The sequence below is a fragment of the Vibrio sp. 1180_3 genome, from assembly GCF_029478545.1.
Classification (GTDB): domain Bacteria; phylum Pseudomonadota; class Gammaproteobacteria; order Enterobacterales; family Vibrionaceae; genus Vibrio; species Vibrio aestuarianus.
In genome coordinates, this window is the sequence record NZ_SJFM01000011.1 from 20,594 (window position 1) to 37,305 (window position 16,712).

Here is a 16,712-nt window from a genome sequence, read left to right on the forward strand (position 1 = left end):
AGGGTATCGTCCTGCATATACGATTAACTTGATTCCCATCACCGCAATAGACTATTGAAGTGTAAGATTAACGCAAACAGACATATGGCTTCTTTGGTAAAAAAAATAGTGGGTATATCAATCTGTGCGTCGCTCCCTGTTTGCAATGTTTTTGCAGCGGAATTTACGATTCAAGGGTTGGCTAAACCATTAGAGAAAAACCTCGAATACTATCTCTCGCCATTGTCTGAAACCCCTGCTAAGAACATTTCTCAAGGGCAACTCAGAAAGTTAGTTAATGATGCACTAAACCCATACGGCTATTATCACCCCAAGTTTAATGTATCTAAAAATGCAGATGAACAGGTGTCCATTGATGTGGACGTTGGTCCAGTAACGCTTATCTCGAGCTCTAGCATCTTGATCACGGGAGAAGCAGCCCAAGATCAAGATTTTATTAATTTGACTGATGCCGCCAAGCTTCAACAAGGGCAGCCCCTTTCTCATTCAGACTACGCTTCATTGAAGCGAAACTTATTGTCCCTTGCACAACAAAAAGGCTATTTAGAAGGTCATTTTGTGCAGTCAGTGATAGAAGTGATCCCAAGCATGAACCAAGCGAATGTAAAGGTGCATTTTGATAGTGGTGTTCGTTATCACTTTGGCGAAGTTTCTGTGGTGAGCTCGGTTATAGAAAACGATCGTATTGAAGCTTTAAGTCCATTTGCTAAAGGGGATGGATTTAATTCCATCAAACTGGGCGAATACCAATCTAACCTTTCACAGACTAACTGGTTTCGCAGTGTCGCGGTAAAAGGCAATTTTGATCAAAAAACCGAAGACAACCAAGTGCCTATCGAAGTGTCGACAGTCCCTAATTCGCGAAACATAGTCCAAGTTGGTGGTGGTTATAAGACAGACTTAGGTCCTAGAGCATCACTTAAATGGACTAAGCCCTGGTATAACAGTCGTGGGCATAGTTTGAATGCGGAAGCATCGCTCTCTCAACCTGAACAATCGCTTTTGATGGGTTACAAAATACCGACCAAAAACGTTCTAACGGATTACTACGGTATTCAGTTTGAATCTACGCGTGTCGATTATAGAGATACAGCGAGTTTTACCAACAAACTTACGTTCGAAAAGCACTGGCAGTTAGAACGTGACTGGCAAAGTACGATGCATGTGAGGTATTTACGAGAGCAATATCAACAGGCATCAGAAGATAGTCAGTCACAATTGCTAATGCCAGGCATCACTTTTTCTCAGCTTGAGCGTAAAAATGATCAACTGGAATTGAATCATCGGCATATTTATTCTTTAGAATACTCAGAGCCTTACTTACTTTCAGATTCTCGGTTGCTTCATTTTGAAGGGAACAGCGTGTTATCTTGGGATATAAGCGAGAAGCAAAAATTTCATTTTCGTTCAAATGTCGGCATTAATATTGTTAATTCACTTGAAGATGTTCCTTCGTCGCTTCGTTTTTTTGCTGGTGGTGACGAGAATTTACGTGGGTATGATTATGAGTCGATCTCACCACGAGATGAAAATGGTGCGTTAACAGGGGCTCGTTATATGTTTGCCGCTGGTTTTGAATATCAGTATCAGGTTTACCAGCAAGTTTGGTTGGGCGCGTTCTATGATATTGGTGATGCGTTTAACGACGATATTGCCTTGAAGCGTGGAACAGGCTTGAGCTTAATTTGGAATTCCAAGTACGTACCAATGAAAGTTGATTTTGCTTACGGATTAGATGCACCTGAGGGCGATGAGTTTCGAATCCATTTCTCAATTGGGACTCAGTTCTAACTTAAAATTGTATTAAAAAAGGGCTTAACCAATGGTTAAGCCCTTTTTTGTTGTCGGTTACAGCTCGAACTCAGCGTCCATTTTCCTAAAAATCCAATCGATAAACTCGTGTTCAGCACCATAGTTAGGGTTATCAACGGATGTTTCACTAGGGGATGACCATAGAGGCTCACCTTGTTCATCCAGTGTCACTTTCCAGAACAAGTCTTTGTCTCCCAGTAGATACTCTTGCAAGTGTTTGGCAAAAGCGTCACTGCGGATAAACAATCCAAACTCCAGATTTAAAAAGTCTGATCTGGGGTCAAAGTTGGAAGATCCAATAAAGCTTAGCCTGTCGTCAAAGATTAGCGCCTTGTTATGATAAAAAGTATCACCATGATAGAAATGATCTTCGTTGTGGGCCGTATCTTTATATTCGTACAGGTCAACACCTTTATTTAATAGTGTGATGCGATGCTTTTGGTAATACGCTGGAATAAACCCAGAGTCATTCGATGCCGAAGAGTTGGTGAGTATAGTCACCTCTGTCCCTTGCTTTTCGAGCTGTTCTATTACAGAGAACTTACCTTGCGTCGGCACCATATACGGGGTTGAAATGATCACATTTTTAGCGGCATTCAACTCAGCTTTGATGGTTCGCTCGGCTCGCGTACGAAAATAAGGCTTGTTGTTTTCGAGTTTTTTTAACGAGTCGAAGACAGGAGTAACCTCAGCACTAATCAAATCAGGCTGTTTCAATTTGGCGACTTGGTCATAGATATCTTGGATGACCGGTGTATTGCCTTTGTTTGCCTTTGCCATTGTTTTATAGAAGTCAGCATAACGATGATTCTCATCGACTTCGATAAGTTCTTGGATGGGGGTCACATGCTTACTGTTCCACATATGGTTGTAGTTGGCATCAAAGGCTTTGATGACATCACCTTGGAATAGTACGTCCAAATCAAAGAAATTTGCTTTTTTGTTGTAACCGAAATAATCGCTACCAATATTCCGCCCACCTAAAATCATGTTCGTATGGTCAACATTAAAATATTTCTCATGTAAGCGGTTGTCTAATCTGTCTTGATTCGAGGCAAAGTTAATCGCACGGCCAAGCCACCCTATTTTTCGAGAATCAAACGGGTTGAATATACGGATTTCAATATTTTCGTGGCTATCGAGTTCGGCAAGCCACTTTTCGTCGAATATCATGAGGTCATCAAGGGTGAGCCTTACTTTTACGCCGCGGTTGGCAGCAAATTTGATTTCGCTTAATAGCAAGATGCCTAAGGTGTCTTTCTCCCAGTCGAAATACGTCATATCAATCGATGATTTTGCGTTGCGAACCAATTGGATACGTTTGGCAAAAGCCTCTGGTGCACTGGCGAGCAGGGCAAGCTCTGCATGATAGCTTTGCGCCTGCCAATCTGATTCAAAGTCTGGTTCTACTTTGGGGTAAGGCTGTGCGCATCCTGCGATAAGCGCCACAAGTAGCAGAGAGCAAAAGGTACGAAGTGTTTTAGTCAACATAGTAACTCTCATCGTAAACTGTTGAAATATGGTTATAAAAAAGGCCAGCATGCTGGCCTTTATTAATCAGTCTTGAAGATAGTTCATTAAAATACCAAGATTGTCGAGGCCGGTGAGTCGACCATCACGAAGCGCAGGGTCCACACCTTTATTTTCTTTGCTATCCCAGTCTTGCTCAGAAAGGTGAACGCCGTTTTCATCAATCAGTAATATAGAATCTTGAGTCGCATCATATTGATAATCTGAGAACAATTCGTCGCTGAACCATACACGTGACATTTCGTTCATTAGTTGCTTATCTTTTGAGCTAGGGTGAGTTTCTGTACCATCCATTTTGACTGCTTTGTTAAACACAAACGGAAGTTCAGAACCGTTACAAGCACCAGTGATACAGCTGATAGATTTAAGTAAGTCACCGAAATCAACTTCACCATTCGGCCCTGTGTTGTAAGTCCAGACATTAAAGCTCGGGTTATGAGCAAAGTAATACATGGTGGCAGCTTCACTTTGAGCCGCTTTCAATCGAGCTGGGCCTGTGAACAAGGTATCGTTCATGATCGTGCGGTATTGCCCCATGTTGTCAAAGGCACCACTTAACTCGTGCTCATCATTTGGATAGAAGTCAGCTAGCGCAAGCAAGTTGCTGCCAGTATCGTTCTTCAAACCAAAGAAAAGAGGAGTGATGGCTTCATAAGCTGACTTTGGCAATTGCTCAATCAAGTCTTCGAGAGCTAGTTGCGCACTAAACTCATCACTGTTTGCCAGCATTTGCATACGTGCTTCAACAAGTTGTTTGTTTTCGTCAACAGATAACCATTCCGCAATACGTTGCGCTGTGTATTTAGCATCACCCATGTCTTCACCCATTAGGTCAATGATAAGTGGTACTAAAGACATTAAGTTTGGTAGAAAACTCATGCTACCCGAGTCTTTCGTATTAACACCAATAACGGTTGGGACAACGAAGTTCTCTTGACTGGGTTGTGGTTTTCCCATTCCATCTTTACAAGTGTCTGTCTTACCACCCAAAATTGAATCTTTAAGCTCAGAACACTCCAAATAGGGGGCGTACGGCATCAGCGCTGCCATAGGGGTATTGTCGGATTTTGGACTCAGTAAAGGAATATTAAGTGCCGACAATAGCCAGTTTTCAAGCTTCTGCAGTGGGTCTAAGCTTACACTTTGTGTTTCAAGTACTTGCTCCATAGAAGTACTACGTAGGCTCTCTACATCAGCCGCTTGCTCTTTCGCAACGTTATAGCTCTTGAACTCATAACCATATGGCATACTTTGCATGATGGTGCGTTGGAAGTAAGACTCGTCAAGGTTGCGCTCTGCCACTTTTTGTTGCAATAAAGCGATCGACATAGCACCTGAGCCTTGGCCCATCAGCGTGACGTTACCAGCGTTACCACCAAAGTATTGAATGTTGTCTTGCACCCATTTTAATAGGGATTCTTGGTCACCAAGACCATAGTTACCATTTACGTCGGTACCTTTTACCCAGTTGGAACCAAGTAAGCCCAAGCGGTAGTTAAACGTCACGGCAATAAATGGATTACCTTCATCTGCGCCTTGCGCCACCACTTTGTCACCGTGGATCATCGGGTTTGCACCTGAGCCGTATTCAAAATCACCACCGTGAATAAATACATAAACAGGTAGGTCTTCACCTTGAACGGTGCCTTCAGGGCGCCAGATGTTAAGGTTTAAACAGTCTTCGCTCTGTGCTTGAGTCGTTGCTTTGATTTGTGGACAAGCATCACCAAATTGAGTCGCATCTATATCACCTGAGAAATCAACGGTTTTGCTGTGATCAAACCGTGTGGCCTCAGCAAAGGTAAGACCTTTGAAAGATTCAACAGAGCCAAGCTTTTCTTCACCTTCAGTAGTTGTGATAACTAGAGATTCTTTCATTGCTTTAACGTTGGCATTGCCAACTGCAACATCAACCGTTTGTGCTGGTTGAGGCTTTAATGGTTCAGGTTTCACTGGCGCACCAGAGTTTCCAGAGTCATCGCTGCCACAGGCAGAAAGTAAAGCTGCAATAGAGATTGCAAGTATTGAGCGTTTAGTGATTTGCATTGTCATGTCCACAGTTGTTTGTTGTTATCAAACAAGCGGCTCCATGCGCTAGTTTCATCCTGAAGTATTGCTTGATATATTTATTTCGCTGATGGGATGTATCTTAAAGCTATTTCTTATATCGATGTAATCGCATAAAGAGGACTCTCTCCTACAAGAGCAGCCCGCAGGTGATTCTTATAGGAGAGTCTGTCTATCACAACGGATTAGAATCGATATCCAAAGTTAATCGTGAAGGCACTTCGAGTTTCACCAGTGTTATACAAGCCAGTGATATTGTAGTTTTTGCCAATTTGCTTGTTAAAACCGATTAAGTAAGCCCATTGGTTGAGATCTACACCGATATCGTAATCAAACTCAACATCACCAGCGATAACATGACCATCCATACGGGCATCAAGACCCTGGTATTCTGCACCGACGAAGATTTGTGCGCGGTAATCAACCAACTGATAGCCCAACATAGGTTGTACGGTTACGATGCCGTCGCCCCAGTCTTGACCGCCTTTGATACGTGTTTGCGAGTATGTGCCTGTGACTGATGCAAAGAACTCTTTATAACCAATCGATAGCGTAGTACCTACACCGCGTAAGTCGTATTCCAAGTGTAGTGGCACATTTAAGCGGCCACGATTACATACTGCCGATAAGCCACCGCTGCAGAATTCATCGCCTAACCCAGGGAACTTATTGTTTAACTTGTCTTGAAGGTACTCTCCTGCAGCGCCAGTATATCCGGCGTCAATATTTGCTTTCACATCTATCTTGCCGACGTAGCCGAAGACATTCCAAAATGGCAGAATGTTAATATCACCACGAATATTCATACTTTCTGCAGAGACAACACCAACCGTATCTTCGGGGTCAAACAGGTCATTTAAACGCACACCCTGAATGGTAAAGTCGTTAAACGGGATGTTCATTTCTTGGTTACGGTATGCGACAGAAACGCCAAATGGTAATGGTAAATCAATACCTTGACGGCGGACCATGTCCCCCATTAGTGGAAAGACGCGGTTAAGTTCGACACTTTCTTCACGCATACGCGGATCAGAGACTTCTTTAAGTTTCTCTTCGTTCATAATTTGTACGTCGACACCTTCATCATAAAAGGCCACAGGCTCTATTTTGGTGATGATCTCAAGCGGTTTCTTTTTATGTTTACCAAGCAGTTGTGTATGTTTGGTCTCGATAATGACCTTACCTGACTCCAAGGTGCTAAAGGTGAGCTCTTGCTTATAGGATTCGATATCATTGCCATCAAAATTGAACGGCTTTTTGTTGGTGATCAGCATGTTTTTAGGCTCACCGTCGACCAAAAAGATTTTGACTGTCAGAAAGCGGAAGTAAGCAATATCTTGTGGCAAACCATACTTAGAGTAGTTAAAGCTAATCTCAACATTACCTTTTCCGTCATCTTTGGCTTCAACACTTGATGAGTCATACGCCTCAGCATAGTTTCTTAGGCGGTATTCATTACGTGTTAAGGTTTCAATCTGATCAATCACATTTTCATGTTTATCCAGATGACTCGGATCATACTTTATATGAAGATCGATATTGCCTTTGGTATCGGTATTTTTAATCAGATACACGGATGACTCTTGAACGTCTTCACCGATAGTTACTTTTCGGTAAGCGTGCTCTACGAGGTGATCGCCTTGCATCAGCGAACTCAGAGCAAGTTTAGGTAGGTCATGATCAATACCATATTGCTCAAATACTTTTTTACCATGAGTACTGATTTCAGAATACGTGGTTAGAGTTTGAGTATGCTCTTCGGCAGAAACAACAGGTGATGTTGCTAGCAACACTGAGCTAGCAATAAGTGACAGTGTCGCCATTTTTGTTGAACGGTTAGGTGTTTTAGTAAAAATCATGTCTAAGTCATTTCCAGTATAAGATTTTCAATACTATGAAAACTCGGCTGTTAATTTATCGCTGGACACCCTGTCCCACATTTTTATTAATGAATAAGTTTCTATTTAGCGTTTAAATGTGAGTTTGAATTTCACATTGGCTTGGCTGATGGATTTATTTTAGGTAGGGAAGGGCAAAACCAATAATCGGTTATGGAGGACAATATCCATCAAAAATTAGATGAGGTTAGTGATAAACGAAAAGTGTTGAGATAATAAAGAGTTAGCTTGTGGTTTGAGACGGATTGAACAACGAACCAATGATTTGGGTTACCGCTAAAACAATAAACAGGACAGTGATCATGACAAACGACGTAGTTATCTCTTCTCTGATACTGACAAAATCATGGTATAGCGTTGGCAGAAAATCCTGCATCACATGAAATAGCTCATTCTCTGCATCTTCAATCGCTATTGGTAAATGACATCGTAATGCTTTAATGGACTGAGTGAAAATAACTCCGTACTCAGCCGCGAGTCCTCTGATTTGGTTGGCCAGTGCAGTTCCATTCTCTACTAAACGGTTATTGATGATGTCATCCTACATTCGCGAGTACTTAACCAAATAAAAATCCGATATGATTAGTGAGGTTAATATTATTTGAGCAAAATTATGAAAGGTATACTTTCGATTCAGAGTCATGTCGTTTATGGACATGCAGGGAACAGTTCTGCTGTATTTCCCATTCAGAGAATGGGACTGGAAACATGGCCGATTCATACCGTCCAATATTCTAACCACACGCAATATGAACAGGGTTGGAAAGGGCAAAGGTTTAATGCTGATGATATCACAACCATTGTCAACGGCCTTGATGATATTGGTCAACTTTCCAATTGCGAAGCGGTTATTTCTGGATACTTAGGCAGCGCGCAGCAATGTCATGTTGTCGCCGAGGTTGTAGAGCGAGTGAAAGAGAACAATCATTCAGCACTCTATGTTTGCGATCCAGTTATGGGTGACCCAGATAAAGGCTGTATCTTACCCGAAGGCGTAACAGAAGAATTGATTCAAACCTTAATGCCAATCGCGGATGTTATCGTACCCAATCAGTTTGAACTAACCCAATTTACCGGTGTGAATATAACCTCTCTCTATGACGCGATTACGGCGTGCAAGAAAGCGATAGAGCTTGGTCCAAGGTTTGTGCTGGTAAAACATTTGAGCACCTTATCTGAGGGTGTATTTAGTTCGTTGCTTGCCACGCCGAAAGCTTGTTACTTGGTTCAGCGCCCTGAAATTGAATTTGATAAGCCACCGGTTGGCGTGGGTGATTTAATTACCTCCGTGTTTACCGCTTGTCTAGTGAAAGGTATGTCGCCAGTAGCCGCATTCCGTCATACCAATAATGCCGTTTATGGGGTGCTAGAGGTCACACAAGATAATGGTGAGTGGGAATTGCAGACCATTTTAGGCCAATATGAGTTTGTAGAACCCACCCATGATTTTGAACCGAAAAAAGTGGCTTGATCGAAAATGAAAGCCTAGCCATATAGTGCTGGACTCTACTGATATTCGCTTCTTTCCGTTGTGTTAAGCTGACATCCCATATCTATTGTTTGGGCACCATCAGACAGTGAGACGGAACTCTTTTCAGCATGAGCTCTGAGGCTGCCTTTTACTCTTGATATCCTTGTGGAAAATCGACCAGTATTTTATCGACGTCAAGTCCCAATCGTTTCGCCAATACAATGCGCTGGTCAAGGCCGTCGTTTTCCATTGGGTTGCGTTGCTCTGGTTGACTGGTCATGGGATGATTTTCTTGTTGAATGAATGCTGCTAATAGAATAGTAGCAATGAAAGACAAAACCATCATCATAGTGTGCCTTCTAAATATTACATTTACCTGAATAATCATAGCGAGTGAAGGTTATTGGTTTATACAATGATTGAAGGGCAAAGTCCTACATATGTGAGTTATGTATCTGCAAATTACAGCTTAAAATAGGTACATTCAGTAACCAACTCACCTCATATTGGTGACAAACTAAGAAGACACAATGAAAAAAATTCAGACGCTTTTAACGACTTTTTCTATTGTTGCAGTACTTGCAGGTTGTACTTCAACTGCTCACCAAATTGAAACGCGAGTGACGCAAGACAACTACCGCCAAGTAGAACTGCCAATTGAAGAGCATAACCCGACCGCGGAACCAATGAGAACTTGGATGGGCGATGGTACACAATATTTTTATTCAGAAGAGACGCAGACTACACCAATCCGTGTTACTGGCGATCAATTAAATGTGATGGTTCTTTCAGGAGGCGGTGCCAATGGTGCCTTTGGTGTGGGTTTTATAAATGGTTTGTATGAACAAGACAAATTGGATGACTACTCTATCGTTACTGGTATCAGTGCCGGGGCGCTCATGGCACCTTTTGTCTTTGTGGGTGGTGAAGAAATTCCTAAATTGAAAAATACCATTTTGGGATTGGATGACAAAATGGTGCTCGGTAAGAAAAACTTCTTAAATGCCATTTTTAAAGATGCTTTATCCAAAGGTGACAGCTTTATGTCGTATATTGCAAAAGTATATGACGAGGAGCTAATCGAGAAGATTGCCATTGAGCACGAGAAGGGGCGACGTATCTTGATTGGAACGACACAATTTGACTCTGATGAATTAGTGATCTGGAACCTAGGTCAGATAGCAGCAAGCGATTCTGAGCACAAGGTTGATTTAATCCACCAAATACTCGCGGCGAGTTCGTCTATTCCTGGTGTATTTCCACCGCAGTTTATTGATGTCAATTACAAAGGCCAAAAATTAGAAGAATTGCATGTGGACGGAGGGCTATCGGCTCAAATGTTCCTCCAAGCTGTAGATATCGATTTTAAGAAAATTAATCAAGCATTAGGTCTAAAGAAGAAGCCTCAGGTTCATGTAGTAAGAAATGGCATGTTCAAAATGCCGTATGAGACTGTTGAAGATAAAGGTATCAACTTGCTCAGTCGAACTCTTAAATCAATGACTACCTTACAAAGTCGAGGTGATTTGTATCGCATGATGTATTACAGCGAAATACAAGGTTTCGACCTCCAGTTTACTTACATCGCTGATGACGTTTCTGCGACCAAAACAACTAAGAAAATGTTTGACCACAATTACATGAACTCACTTTACCAATACGGCTATCTTAAAGCTCAAGGCTTAACACCTTGGACGCAAGATGTCCCATTTTAAGAAGGCTATACCACAACTTGATCAAGAGATGGCTTCGTGACAAACATCAATCGCTGAACAAGGTGTTATCTAGGTTGATTTTGATTCAAGCTATGAAGCCGCAGGGTATTCTGGTGATGTGGTTAACCTATACTGACTACAGTTCTAACTAAACATGCCCGCTAATTTTAGCGGGCATGTTTAGTTTTACTGGACGCCAACGTGCATATGAGCGATTCTTCTACTAAAGTATTGAATATTAATACTGAACATTGATCCTAACTCGCTCGGTAATAATTGCTATGAATTTTAGTCTAGAACAACTCCTCGCTTTTGTTGCGGTATACGATGAACTTTCGTTCAGCAAAGCAGCCGTTAAACTCAATAAACATCGCACGACAATTGGACAAGTGGTAACGAACCTCGAAGACCAGCTTGCGGTGACATTATTTGATCGTATAGGGCGTTCAGTGGTGCCAACCGAAGATGGTGAATTGTTATACCATTACGCTAAACAAATTATTGAGCGCGCTCGTACACTGGATAAAATTGCATTAAGCCTCTCATATGGTGGTTTAGAAAATGTTACTATTGCTTATCCGAGTTTTGTCCCTCACCGTGTTCTGACGGATATCAGAATACAGCTAGCAAAAGATTTCCCTCTAATGAAAGTTAACTTCCTTGTCAGAGGAAAAGCGGAAATCAAGCAAGGAATGGAGTCTGGTGATATCCACTTTGGTATCGTCAATTCTCATGATAGTACTGCCATACACAGTGTTGATGGAGTATATATAGGACATGTTGAATTTCTCCCCTTCGTGAAAAAAAATGGTCGTTTTTCTCACTTGTCTCCCGACAAAGCGTTCTCTGAATTGTCCAGTGCGCGCCAATTTGTTTTAAGAACCTTTTTTGAAGAGGGAATCGACGAGAAAGTTGTCCTGAGCTCAGAACATGAAGTAGTCGATCAGCTTGCTCTGGCCATAAAGTTTGTAGGTGAAGATTTAGGATGGTCGCTGTTGCCTAAAATGCTGGGAGAGTCAGAGTATTTAACTGATAAGATTGAAGTGCTACAAATATCCCAAATGAAACAAGGCTTTAAGTTTGGCGTTGCGCTGTGGTCGCAACATTCTAAGCAAGTGAAAGAAGTCAAAAAATCGATTGTTAAAGTACTAGACGACTATATTGAGAGGGTTAAAGTTTCGTAGAACGGCGCAACTGTGATGGGTTTGGTCCTACATAACCGATTATCACTTCTCTCTCTTTATGCTTAATATAACTCTGTTGTCAATAATTACTGCAGCATAGTGTTTTACATATTTATGTCCTGCATGGACGCAATATTTAGCCGGATTAATCATCCGGCTCTTTTTTTAGAGAGATGACTGTGAAAATAAAATCGATCGCTTTTCTTACCATGTTAAGTTCTTTTGCGTCCTATGCTAGTGACATTTCTTTTACGGATCCTGTCGATCAGCGTTTTGACATGGGTGAGTACATGGCCGAAAAAGCAGTCGGATTTTTACCTGTTCCAATTATTATCACTGAACCTGCTGTCGGTTATGGCGGTGGTATTGTGGGGCTGTTTCTTCATGAAACCGAAGAAGAAAAGCAGCAACGCAAGGTAGCTTCATTATCCGCGATTGATGGTGGTGCACAGCTTGTTCCAGCGGCGATGAGTGTCGTTGGGGCGCTAGGTACGGAAAATGGCACTTGGTTTGCTTTTGGTGGGCACCGTCGTTCTTGGAAAGGTGATTCTATTCGCTATACTGGTGGTGGTGGCCTTGGGGTGGCAAATATCGATATTTATAAAAACATTTCGACGCCTGAAATTGAAATCCCCGCATTTCCTGGATTTCCTGGATTTACCATAGGTCCTATAGATAAGACGTTTTCTTTTGGGACTAAAACAAGGGTAGCAGCTTTAATGCAACAGGTGCAGTTCCGTGTTTCGAATACACCATTGATGCTGGGCATTAAACAGGTTGCTGCGATATCTAGCGTTGAATCAGATAACGAGTTCGTGTCAAAAATAATGCAGTATGCGCTTGGTGATGAAGCAGTTTCATCAGGGTTAGGAATACTGGCCGAATACGATACGCGTGATAACTTGTTCTACCCAACCAAAGGTTTTCAATTAAGCGCTGACTATATGATTTATGACGAGGCGTTGGGGAGCGATTATAATTACGATCATTTCAACTTTGATGGACAAGGCTTTATTCCATTAGCGTCCAAGTGGACCTTAGGTTTGGCGGGGAACTACCAATACTTTAAAGAAAAAGATACGCAAGTGACCCCAACGTCAAAACCTTACGTTAAGTTACGTGGTGTCTCTTCTTTTCGCTATCAAGGTGACGAAATTAGCACCGTGCAGAGCCAAATTACCTACAGCATTGATAATCGCTGGAAGGTTTCTGCATTTTACGGTATTGGGAAAGCGATCAATGATCATGATGATGCTACCAGTGACTCTGTACAGGCCGGAGGCGTGGGCTTCCGTTACCAAATTGCTCGACGATATGGTCTACATATAGGTATGGATTACGCGAGAAGTAAAGATGAAGATGCTATTTACTTCAATGTCGGAAGTGGTTTTTAGACTAATAATTGAATGGACAAAAATAATCGTCAGTAAAAATCCCTAGTTGTGGCAATACGGCTTTCTAGGGTTAATCAGCTTCAGTTACAAGTCACATCAATTAAAATAGCCAGCACAAAGTTGCTGGCTATTCCAAATTATCGAATACTCACTACATCTTAGCAAACAGGTAAGTACGGTAACCACCAAGTAGGTTGCGTGCTTTATAGCCGTTGTTCACTAACTGACGGTATGCCACGTTTCCGCGCAGACCTACCTGACAGTAGATCACAATCTCTTTGTCTTTTGGTAGCTCGTCCATACGTTGACGAAGTTGGTCAACAGGAATGTTAACTGCACCTGGTAGGTAACCATTTTGTAGCTCACCTGGGTTACGAACGTCTAACAACAGTTGGTCTTCGGTTAGGTTATCAATCTCATCAAAGTGAATTGCTGTTGAATCACCTTTGATTAGGTTGTTCGCTACGAATGCCGCTTGGTTAATTACGTCTTTCGCACTGCCGTATGGTGGCGCGTAAGTCAGCTCTAGGTGTTGTAGTTGTTCTACTGTCATGCCTGCACGTTGAGCTACCGCCATCACGTCGATACGCTTGTCGATGCCGTCTTTGCCCACTGCTTGCGCACCGAAGATTTTGCCTGATTTTGGATCGAACAGCATTTTGAACGACACCACTTCAGCGCCCGGATAGTAGCTCGCATGGCTGGCGGTGTGTACGTACACTTTTTCGTACTCAACGCCTTCGCGTTTTAGCTGCTTCTCGTTCTTACCTGTTGAAGCCACCGCTAGGTCAAAGATCTTACAAATAGCAGTACCTTGAGTACCTTGGTAAGTTTCGCTGCGGCCAAGCATGTTATCTGCTGCCATACGACCTTGACGGTTAGCTGGCCCTGCTAGAGGAACCATAGTTTGTTTGCCAGTGACGAAGTCTTTCTCTTCGATGGCATCACCGACCGCGTAGATAGATGGATCGCTGGTTTGCAGGTATTCGTTAGTATAAATACCACCAAGCTCACCAATTTGCAGACCAGCTTCTGAAGCTAATTTAGTCTCAGGGCGTACACCAATCGCCATGATTAGGATATCAGTAGTGAGTGTATCACCATCGCTTAGCGTCAACTCAAGTTCGCCATTAATATGTTGGTGTTCTTTCTGACCAGAATCCATGCTTGCTAATGATGTTGTTGGCTTAAATTCTACTGATTTCAGTGCTGTAGATAGGCGTAAATCAATGCCTTTTGCGCGAATTTCTGCGTGAGCAAAACCTGCCATTTCACGGTCTACTGGCGTCATCACTTGGTCTGCCATTTCTAGCAAGGTTGTTTTAATGCCAAGTTGGTGGAATGCTTCCATCATTTCCAAACCGATAAAACCACCACCCACAACCGTTGCGTGGTCAACTTGGTTGGTATTAATGGTTTGGATAATTTTATCCATATCAGGGATATTGCGCAGTGAATGCGTCAATGGGTTATCTAAACCTGGGATCGGCGGAACAACTGGGCCGGCACCTGGGCTTAGAAGTAGGAAATCGTAGCTTTCAGTGTATTCACTTTGGTCTAACAGATTACGAACCGTAATGGTTTTCTTATCGCGGTTGATACGAAGTACTTCATTCATCACACGTACGTCTACATTAAAACGTGCAAGGAAACTTTCCGGCGTTTGAAGTAGAAGATTACCGCGTTCTTTGATGTCTCCACCGATATGGTACGGCAACCCGCAATTGGCGAATGACAACTGCATGTTATACTACATATATTATGGTCAGGAACGTGTAAGAAAAAATGAATAAGTATCATCTATATCAACGTGTTAGTAAGCAAATTCAGGCTGAGGAAGGTCAGGGTATACAAAGACAAGAACAGGCTTGTGAGCATTGGATTTCTGATTACAACAAGCGCCTCTTAAGTGAGGGGAAATCGGCTTACTCAAAGGGATTAATTTATGAAGATCGTGGTAAGAGTGCTTACACAGCCGCGAACTTTAAAAGGGGTGAACTGGGTGCTTTGATTAATGATATTGAAAATGGAAAGATCGAGAAAGGCGACCTTATTGTTATTGAGTTAATAGATAGATTTAGTCGAGCTAATGTTGACTTTGTCAGAGGTGAATTTCAAAGGATTCTCGATGCTGGCGTTAAAATTGCAATTACGAAATGGAATCTTGTTTTTGAAGAAAATATGGAATCTGTATCTAGTGTAACAGGAAGAATACTACTTGAAATCGGAATGTACTTAGCATACCAAGAATCAAGTCAAAAAAGTGCAAGAATAAAAGCCAGTAGAAAATTGCTTGAAGATTCAGGAAGGAAATCTATAGCGAAACCACCATTTTGGTTAGCTAGAAACTTAGATTTAAAATCTTATACAATAATTGAAGAGAACGCAGAAATTATTAGGAAAATATTTGACTTAAAACTTAATTTAAATTATGGGCCTCAAAAGATTATTAAGAGTCTCGGTGATTTGGATATCTACAGATACAGTATTGATGAAAATGGAAACCTAATAAAAACAACAAAAAATAGTCCTCTTAATGAATCATCTATTAATGCGTACTTCAGAAATACGAATGTAATTGGAAAGTTAAAAGGTAAGGATTACTATCCTAGGATTATTGATGATAGAACATTCTATGCAGTTCAAAAAAGAACTCGTGAAAATACAGGTGGAGTTGGTGAAATCTTCCGAAATATTTTTGTTGGTGTTGGTAAATGTGGTTGCTTAATACGGCAGGAAAATGAGAACGGTTGTGGTGGTTTAGCTAAATGTGGCTATATAATGGCATTCTCTAGTAGAAAAGTTAAGAATCCAACTAAAGGTATGTATCTGAAATGTAACAGAAAAAGAAAAAGCACAAGATGCGAAGCTGAAAATATAAATTATTACTTAGCTCAGAATAAAATTTATAATGTACTTAAGTCTCTAAAATTTGATATTGAGCAAAGTGTAGACATTTCTCACTTAGAAGAGAAAATTAATGCGATTGATAAGAGTATGTCAAAGATACGTGAATATATGACACAATATTCTGATGATGAAGAATGGGAAAATCAATATAATATTAAAAGAATTGAAAGAGAAAAAATTGAAAATGAAATCAAGGCTAGTAAATCACGTGTCACAGGAAAACTGTCTAACCTTGATATTAATTTTTCTGAAGAAAAGGATAGAGTTTTATTCAATCAGTTTTTGAAAGATAACCGTATAACGGTGTACTTCACAAAAGAGAAAATGGAAATAATTATAGGCTCTTTAAACAATTTTTCAATAAAATGTGGATATGATGATAATGAACGTGAAATAGATCAACTTGTTGAATCTATTTCGCAACAAGGTTTTGTGGGATTAGAAGTAAGATCTAGGAAATCAGAAGGTAAAGAATTACTGAGATTTAATCTACCCACAGTATTAGATTCATAGCCGTATCAAAATCAATCAATATTTTTTAGTCCTCAATTTTTGTTGCGTTAGAGCTGGATATTGTGCTTCCCAAAGACTGTATAATTATCAGCTGACTGGATGAAAGGGTGTGGGTAGAATAAATCGGATAAATAGGCGTTTTATTCTACATTTTTGCGTTTATATGTTCATCTAGTGAAGACAAAGATTATACGAATTGCAATTATACAGAATTATTT

Annotated in this window: 10 protein-coding genes and 2 pseudogenes; 6 read left to right on the forward strand and 6 right to left on the reverse strand. The window is 41.2% G+C overall.

Features of this window, described 5'->3' with window-relative positions:
* Positions 1 to 84 precede the first annotated feature (84 nt).
* Positions 85 to 1,791, forward strand: a complete 1,707-nt coding sequence (locus EYW48_RS08765; protein ID WP_277432266.1) for an autotransporter assembly complex family protein — start codon at positions 85 to 87, stop codon at positions 1,789 to 1,791.
* 57 nt (positions 1,792 to 1,848) lie between these two features.
* Here EYW48_RS08765 and EYW48_RS08770 read toward each other — a convergent pair whose 3' ends face one another.
* From EYW48_RS08770 to EYW48_RS08785, 4 genes and pseudogenes are all read right to left on the reverse strand, one after another.
* Positions 1,849 to 3,303, reverse strand: a complete 1,455-nt coding sequence (locus tag EYW48_RS08770) for a phospholipase D family protein (protein ID WP_277432267.1) — start codon at positions 3,301 to 3,303, stop codon at positions 1,849 to 1,851.
* A 66-nt stretch (positions 3,304 to 3,369) separates the two neighbouring features.
* Positions 3,370 to 5,388, reverse strand: coding sequence for a carboxylesterase family protein (locus tag EYW48_RS08775; protein WP_277432268.1), 2,019 nt, complete (start codon positions 5,386 to 5,388; stop codon positions 3,370 to 3,372).
* 206 nt (positions 5,389 to 5,594) lie between these two features.
* On the reverse strand, positions 5,595 to 7,268 hold the full coding sequence (locus tag EYW48_RS08780; protein WP_261927084.1) for a hypothetical protein: 1,674 nt from the start codon (positions 7,266 to 7,268) through the stop codon (positions 5,595 to 5,597).
* Between the two features lie 358 nt (positions 7,269 to 7,626).
* A pseudogene (locus tag EYW48_RS08785) lies at positions 7,627 to 7,830 on the reverse strand (IS110 family transposase); the annotation flags it as partial.
* 90 nt (positions 7,831 to 7,920) lie between these two features.
* On the opposite strand from EYW48_RS08785, the gene pdxY reads away from it, so the two are divergent.
* A complete protein-coding gene (gene pdxY, locus EYW48_RS08790) occupies positions 7,921 to 8,778 on the forward strand; it encodes a pyridoxal kinase PdxY (protein ID WP_171980480.1) in 858 nt (285 codons plus the stop codon).
* Positions 8,779 to 8,926: 148 nt separating this feature from the next.
* Here the strand turns inward: pdxY and EYW48_RS08795 are convergent, their stop codons facing one another.
* A complete protein-coding gene (locus EYW48_RS08795; protein WP_171980481.1) occupies positions 8,927 to 9,127 on the reverse strand; it encodes a hypothetical protein in 201 nt (66 codons plus the stop codon).
* A gap of 181 nt (positions 9,128 to 9,308) precedes the next feature.
* Here EYW48_RS08795 and EYW48_RS08800 point away from each other — a divergent pair, with 181 nt between their 5' ends.
* The 3 genes from EYW48_RS08800 (at position 9,309) to EYW48_RS08810 (ending at position 13,071) form a co-directional block, all read left to right on the forward strand.
* Positions 9,309 to 10,493 (forward strand): patatin-like phospholipase family protein, encoded by a 1,185-nt coding sequence (locus tag EYW48_RS08800; protein ID WP_171980482.1) that lies wholly within the window; start codon positions 9,309 to 9,311, stop codon positions 10,491 to 10,493.
* A gap of 281 nt (positions 10,494 to 10,774) precedes the next feature.
* Positions 10,775 to 11,677, forward strand: a complete 903-nt coding sequence (locus EYW48_RS08805; RefSeq protein ID WP_261918651.1) for a LysR family transcriptional regulator — start codon at positions 10,775 to 10,777, stop codon at positions 11,675 to 11,677.
* A 173-nt stretch (positions 11,678 to 11,850) separates the two neighbouring features.
* Complete coding sequence (locus EYW48_RS08810; protein WP_261916262.1) at positions 11,851 to 13,071, forward strand: BamA/TamA family outer membrane protein; 1,221 nt, start codon at positions 11,851 to 11,853, stop codon at positions 13,069 to 13,071.
* A 151-nt stretch (positions 13,072 to 13,222) separates the two neighbouring features.
* On the opposite strand, the pseudogene EYW48_RS08815 reads toward EYW48_RS08810, so the two are convergent.
* Positions 13,223 to 14,809, reverse strand: a pseudogene (locus EYW48_RS08815) (FAD-dependent oxidoreductase); the annotation flags it as partial.
* 47 nt (positions 14,810 to 14,856) lie between these two features.
* Between EYW48_RS08815 and EYW48_RS08820 the strand changes: the two are divergent.
* Positions 14,857 to 16,494 (forward strand): recombinase family protein, encoded by a 1,638-nt coding sequence (locus EYW48_RS08820; protein ID WP_208892839.1) that lies wholly within the window; start codon positions 14,857 to 14,859, stop codon positions 16,492 to 16,494.
* Positions 16,495 to 16,712 lie beyond the last annotated feature (218 nt).

Bases quoted from the DNA above. Each gene is read 5' to 3' on its own strand.
- pdxY (WP_171980480.1), top strand. From the start codon at position 7,921: ATGAAAGGTATACTTTCGATTCAGAGTCATGTCGTTTATGGACATGCA.
- EYW48_RS08820 (WP_208892839.1), top strand. From the start codon at position 14,857: ATGAATAAGTATCATCTATATCAACGTGTTAGTAAGCAAATTCAGGCT.
- EYW48_RS08780 (WP_261927084.1), bottom strand. From the start codon at position 7,268: ATGATTTTTACTAAAACACCTAACCGTTCAACAAAAATGGCGACACTG.
- EYW48_RS08800 (WP_171980482.1), top strand. From the start codon at position 9,309: ATGAAAAAAATTCAGACGCTTTTAACGACTTTTTCTATTGTTGCAGTA.
- EYW48_RS08775 (WP_277432268.1), bottom strand. From the start codon at position 5,388: ATGCAAATCACTAAACGCTCAATACTTGCAATCTCTATTGCAGCTTTA.
- EYW48_RS08805 (WP_261918651.1), top strand. From the start codon at position 10,775: ATGAATTTTAGTCTAGAACAACTCCTCGCTTTTGTTGCGGTATACGAT.
- EYW48_RS08810 (WP_261916262.1), top strand. From the start codon at position 11,851: ATGACTGTGAAAATAAAATCGATCGCTTTTCTTACCATGTTAAGTTCT.
- EYW48_RS08795 (WP_171980481.1), bottom strand. From the start codon at position 9,127: ATGATGATGGTTTTGTCTTTCATTGCTACTATTCTATTAGCAGCATTC.
- EYW48_RS08770 (WP_277432267.1), bottom strand. From the start codon at position 3,303: ATGTTGACTAAAACACTTCGTACCTTTTGCTCTCTGCTACTTGTGGCG.
- EYW48_RS08765 (WP_277432266.1), top strand. From the start codon at position 85: ATGGCTTCTTTGGTAAAAAAAATAGTGGGTATATCAATCTGTGCGTCG.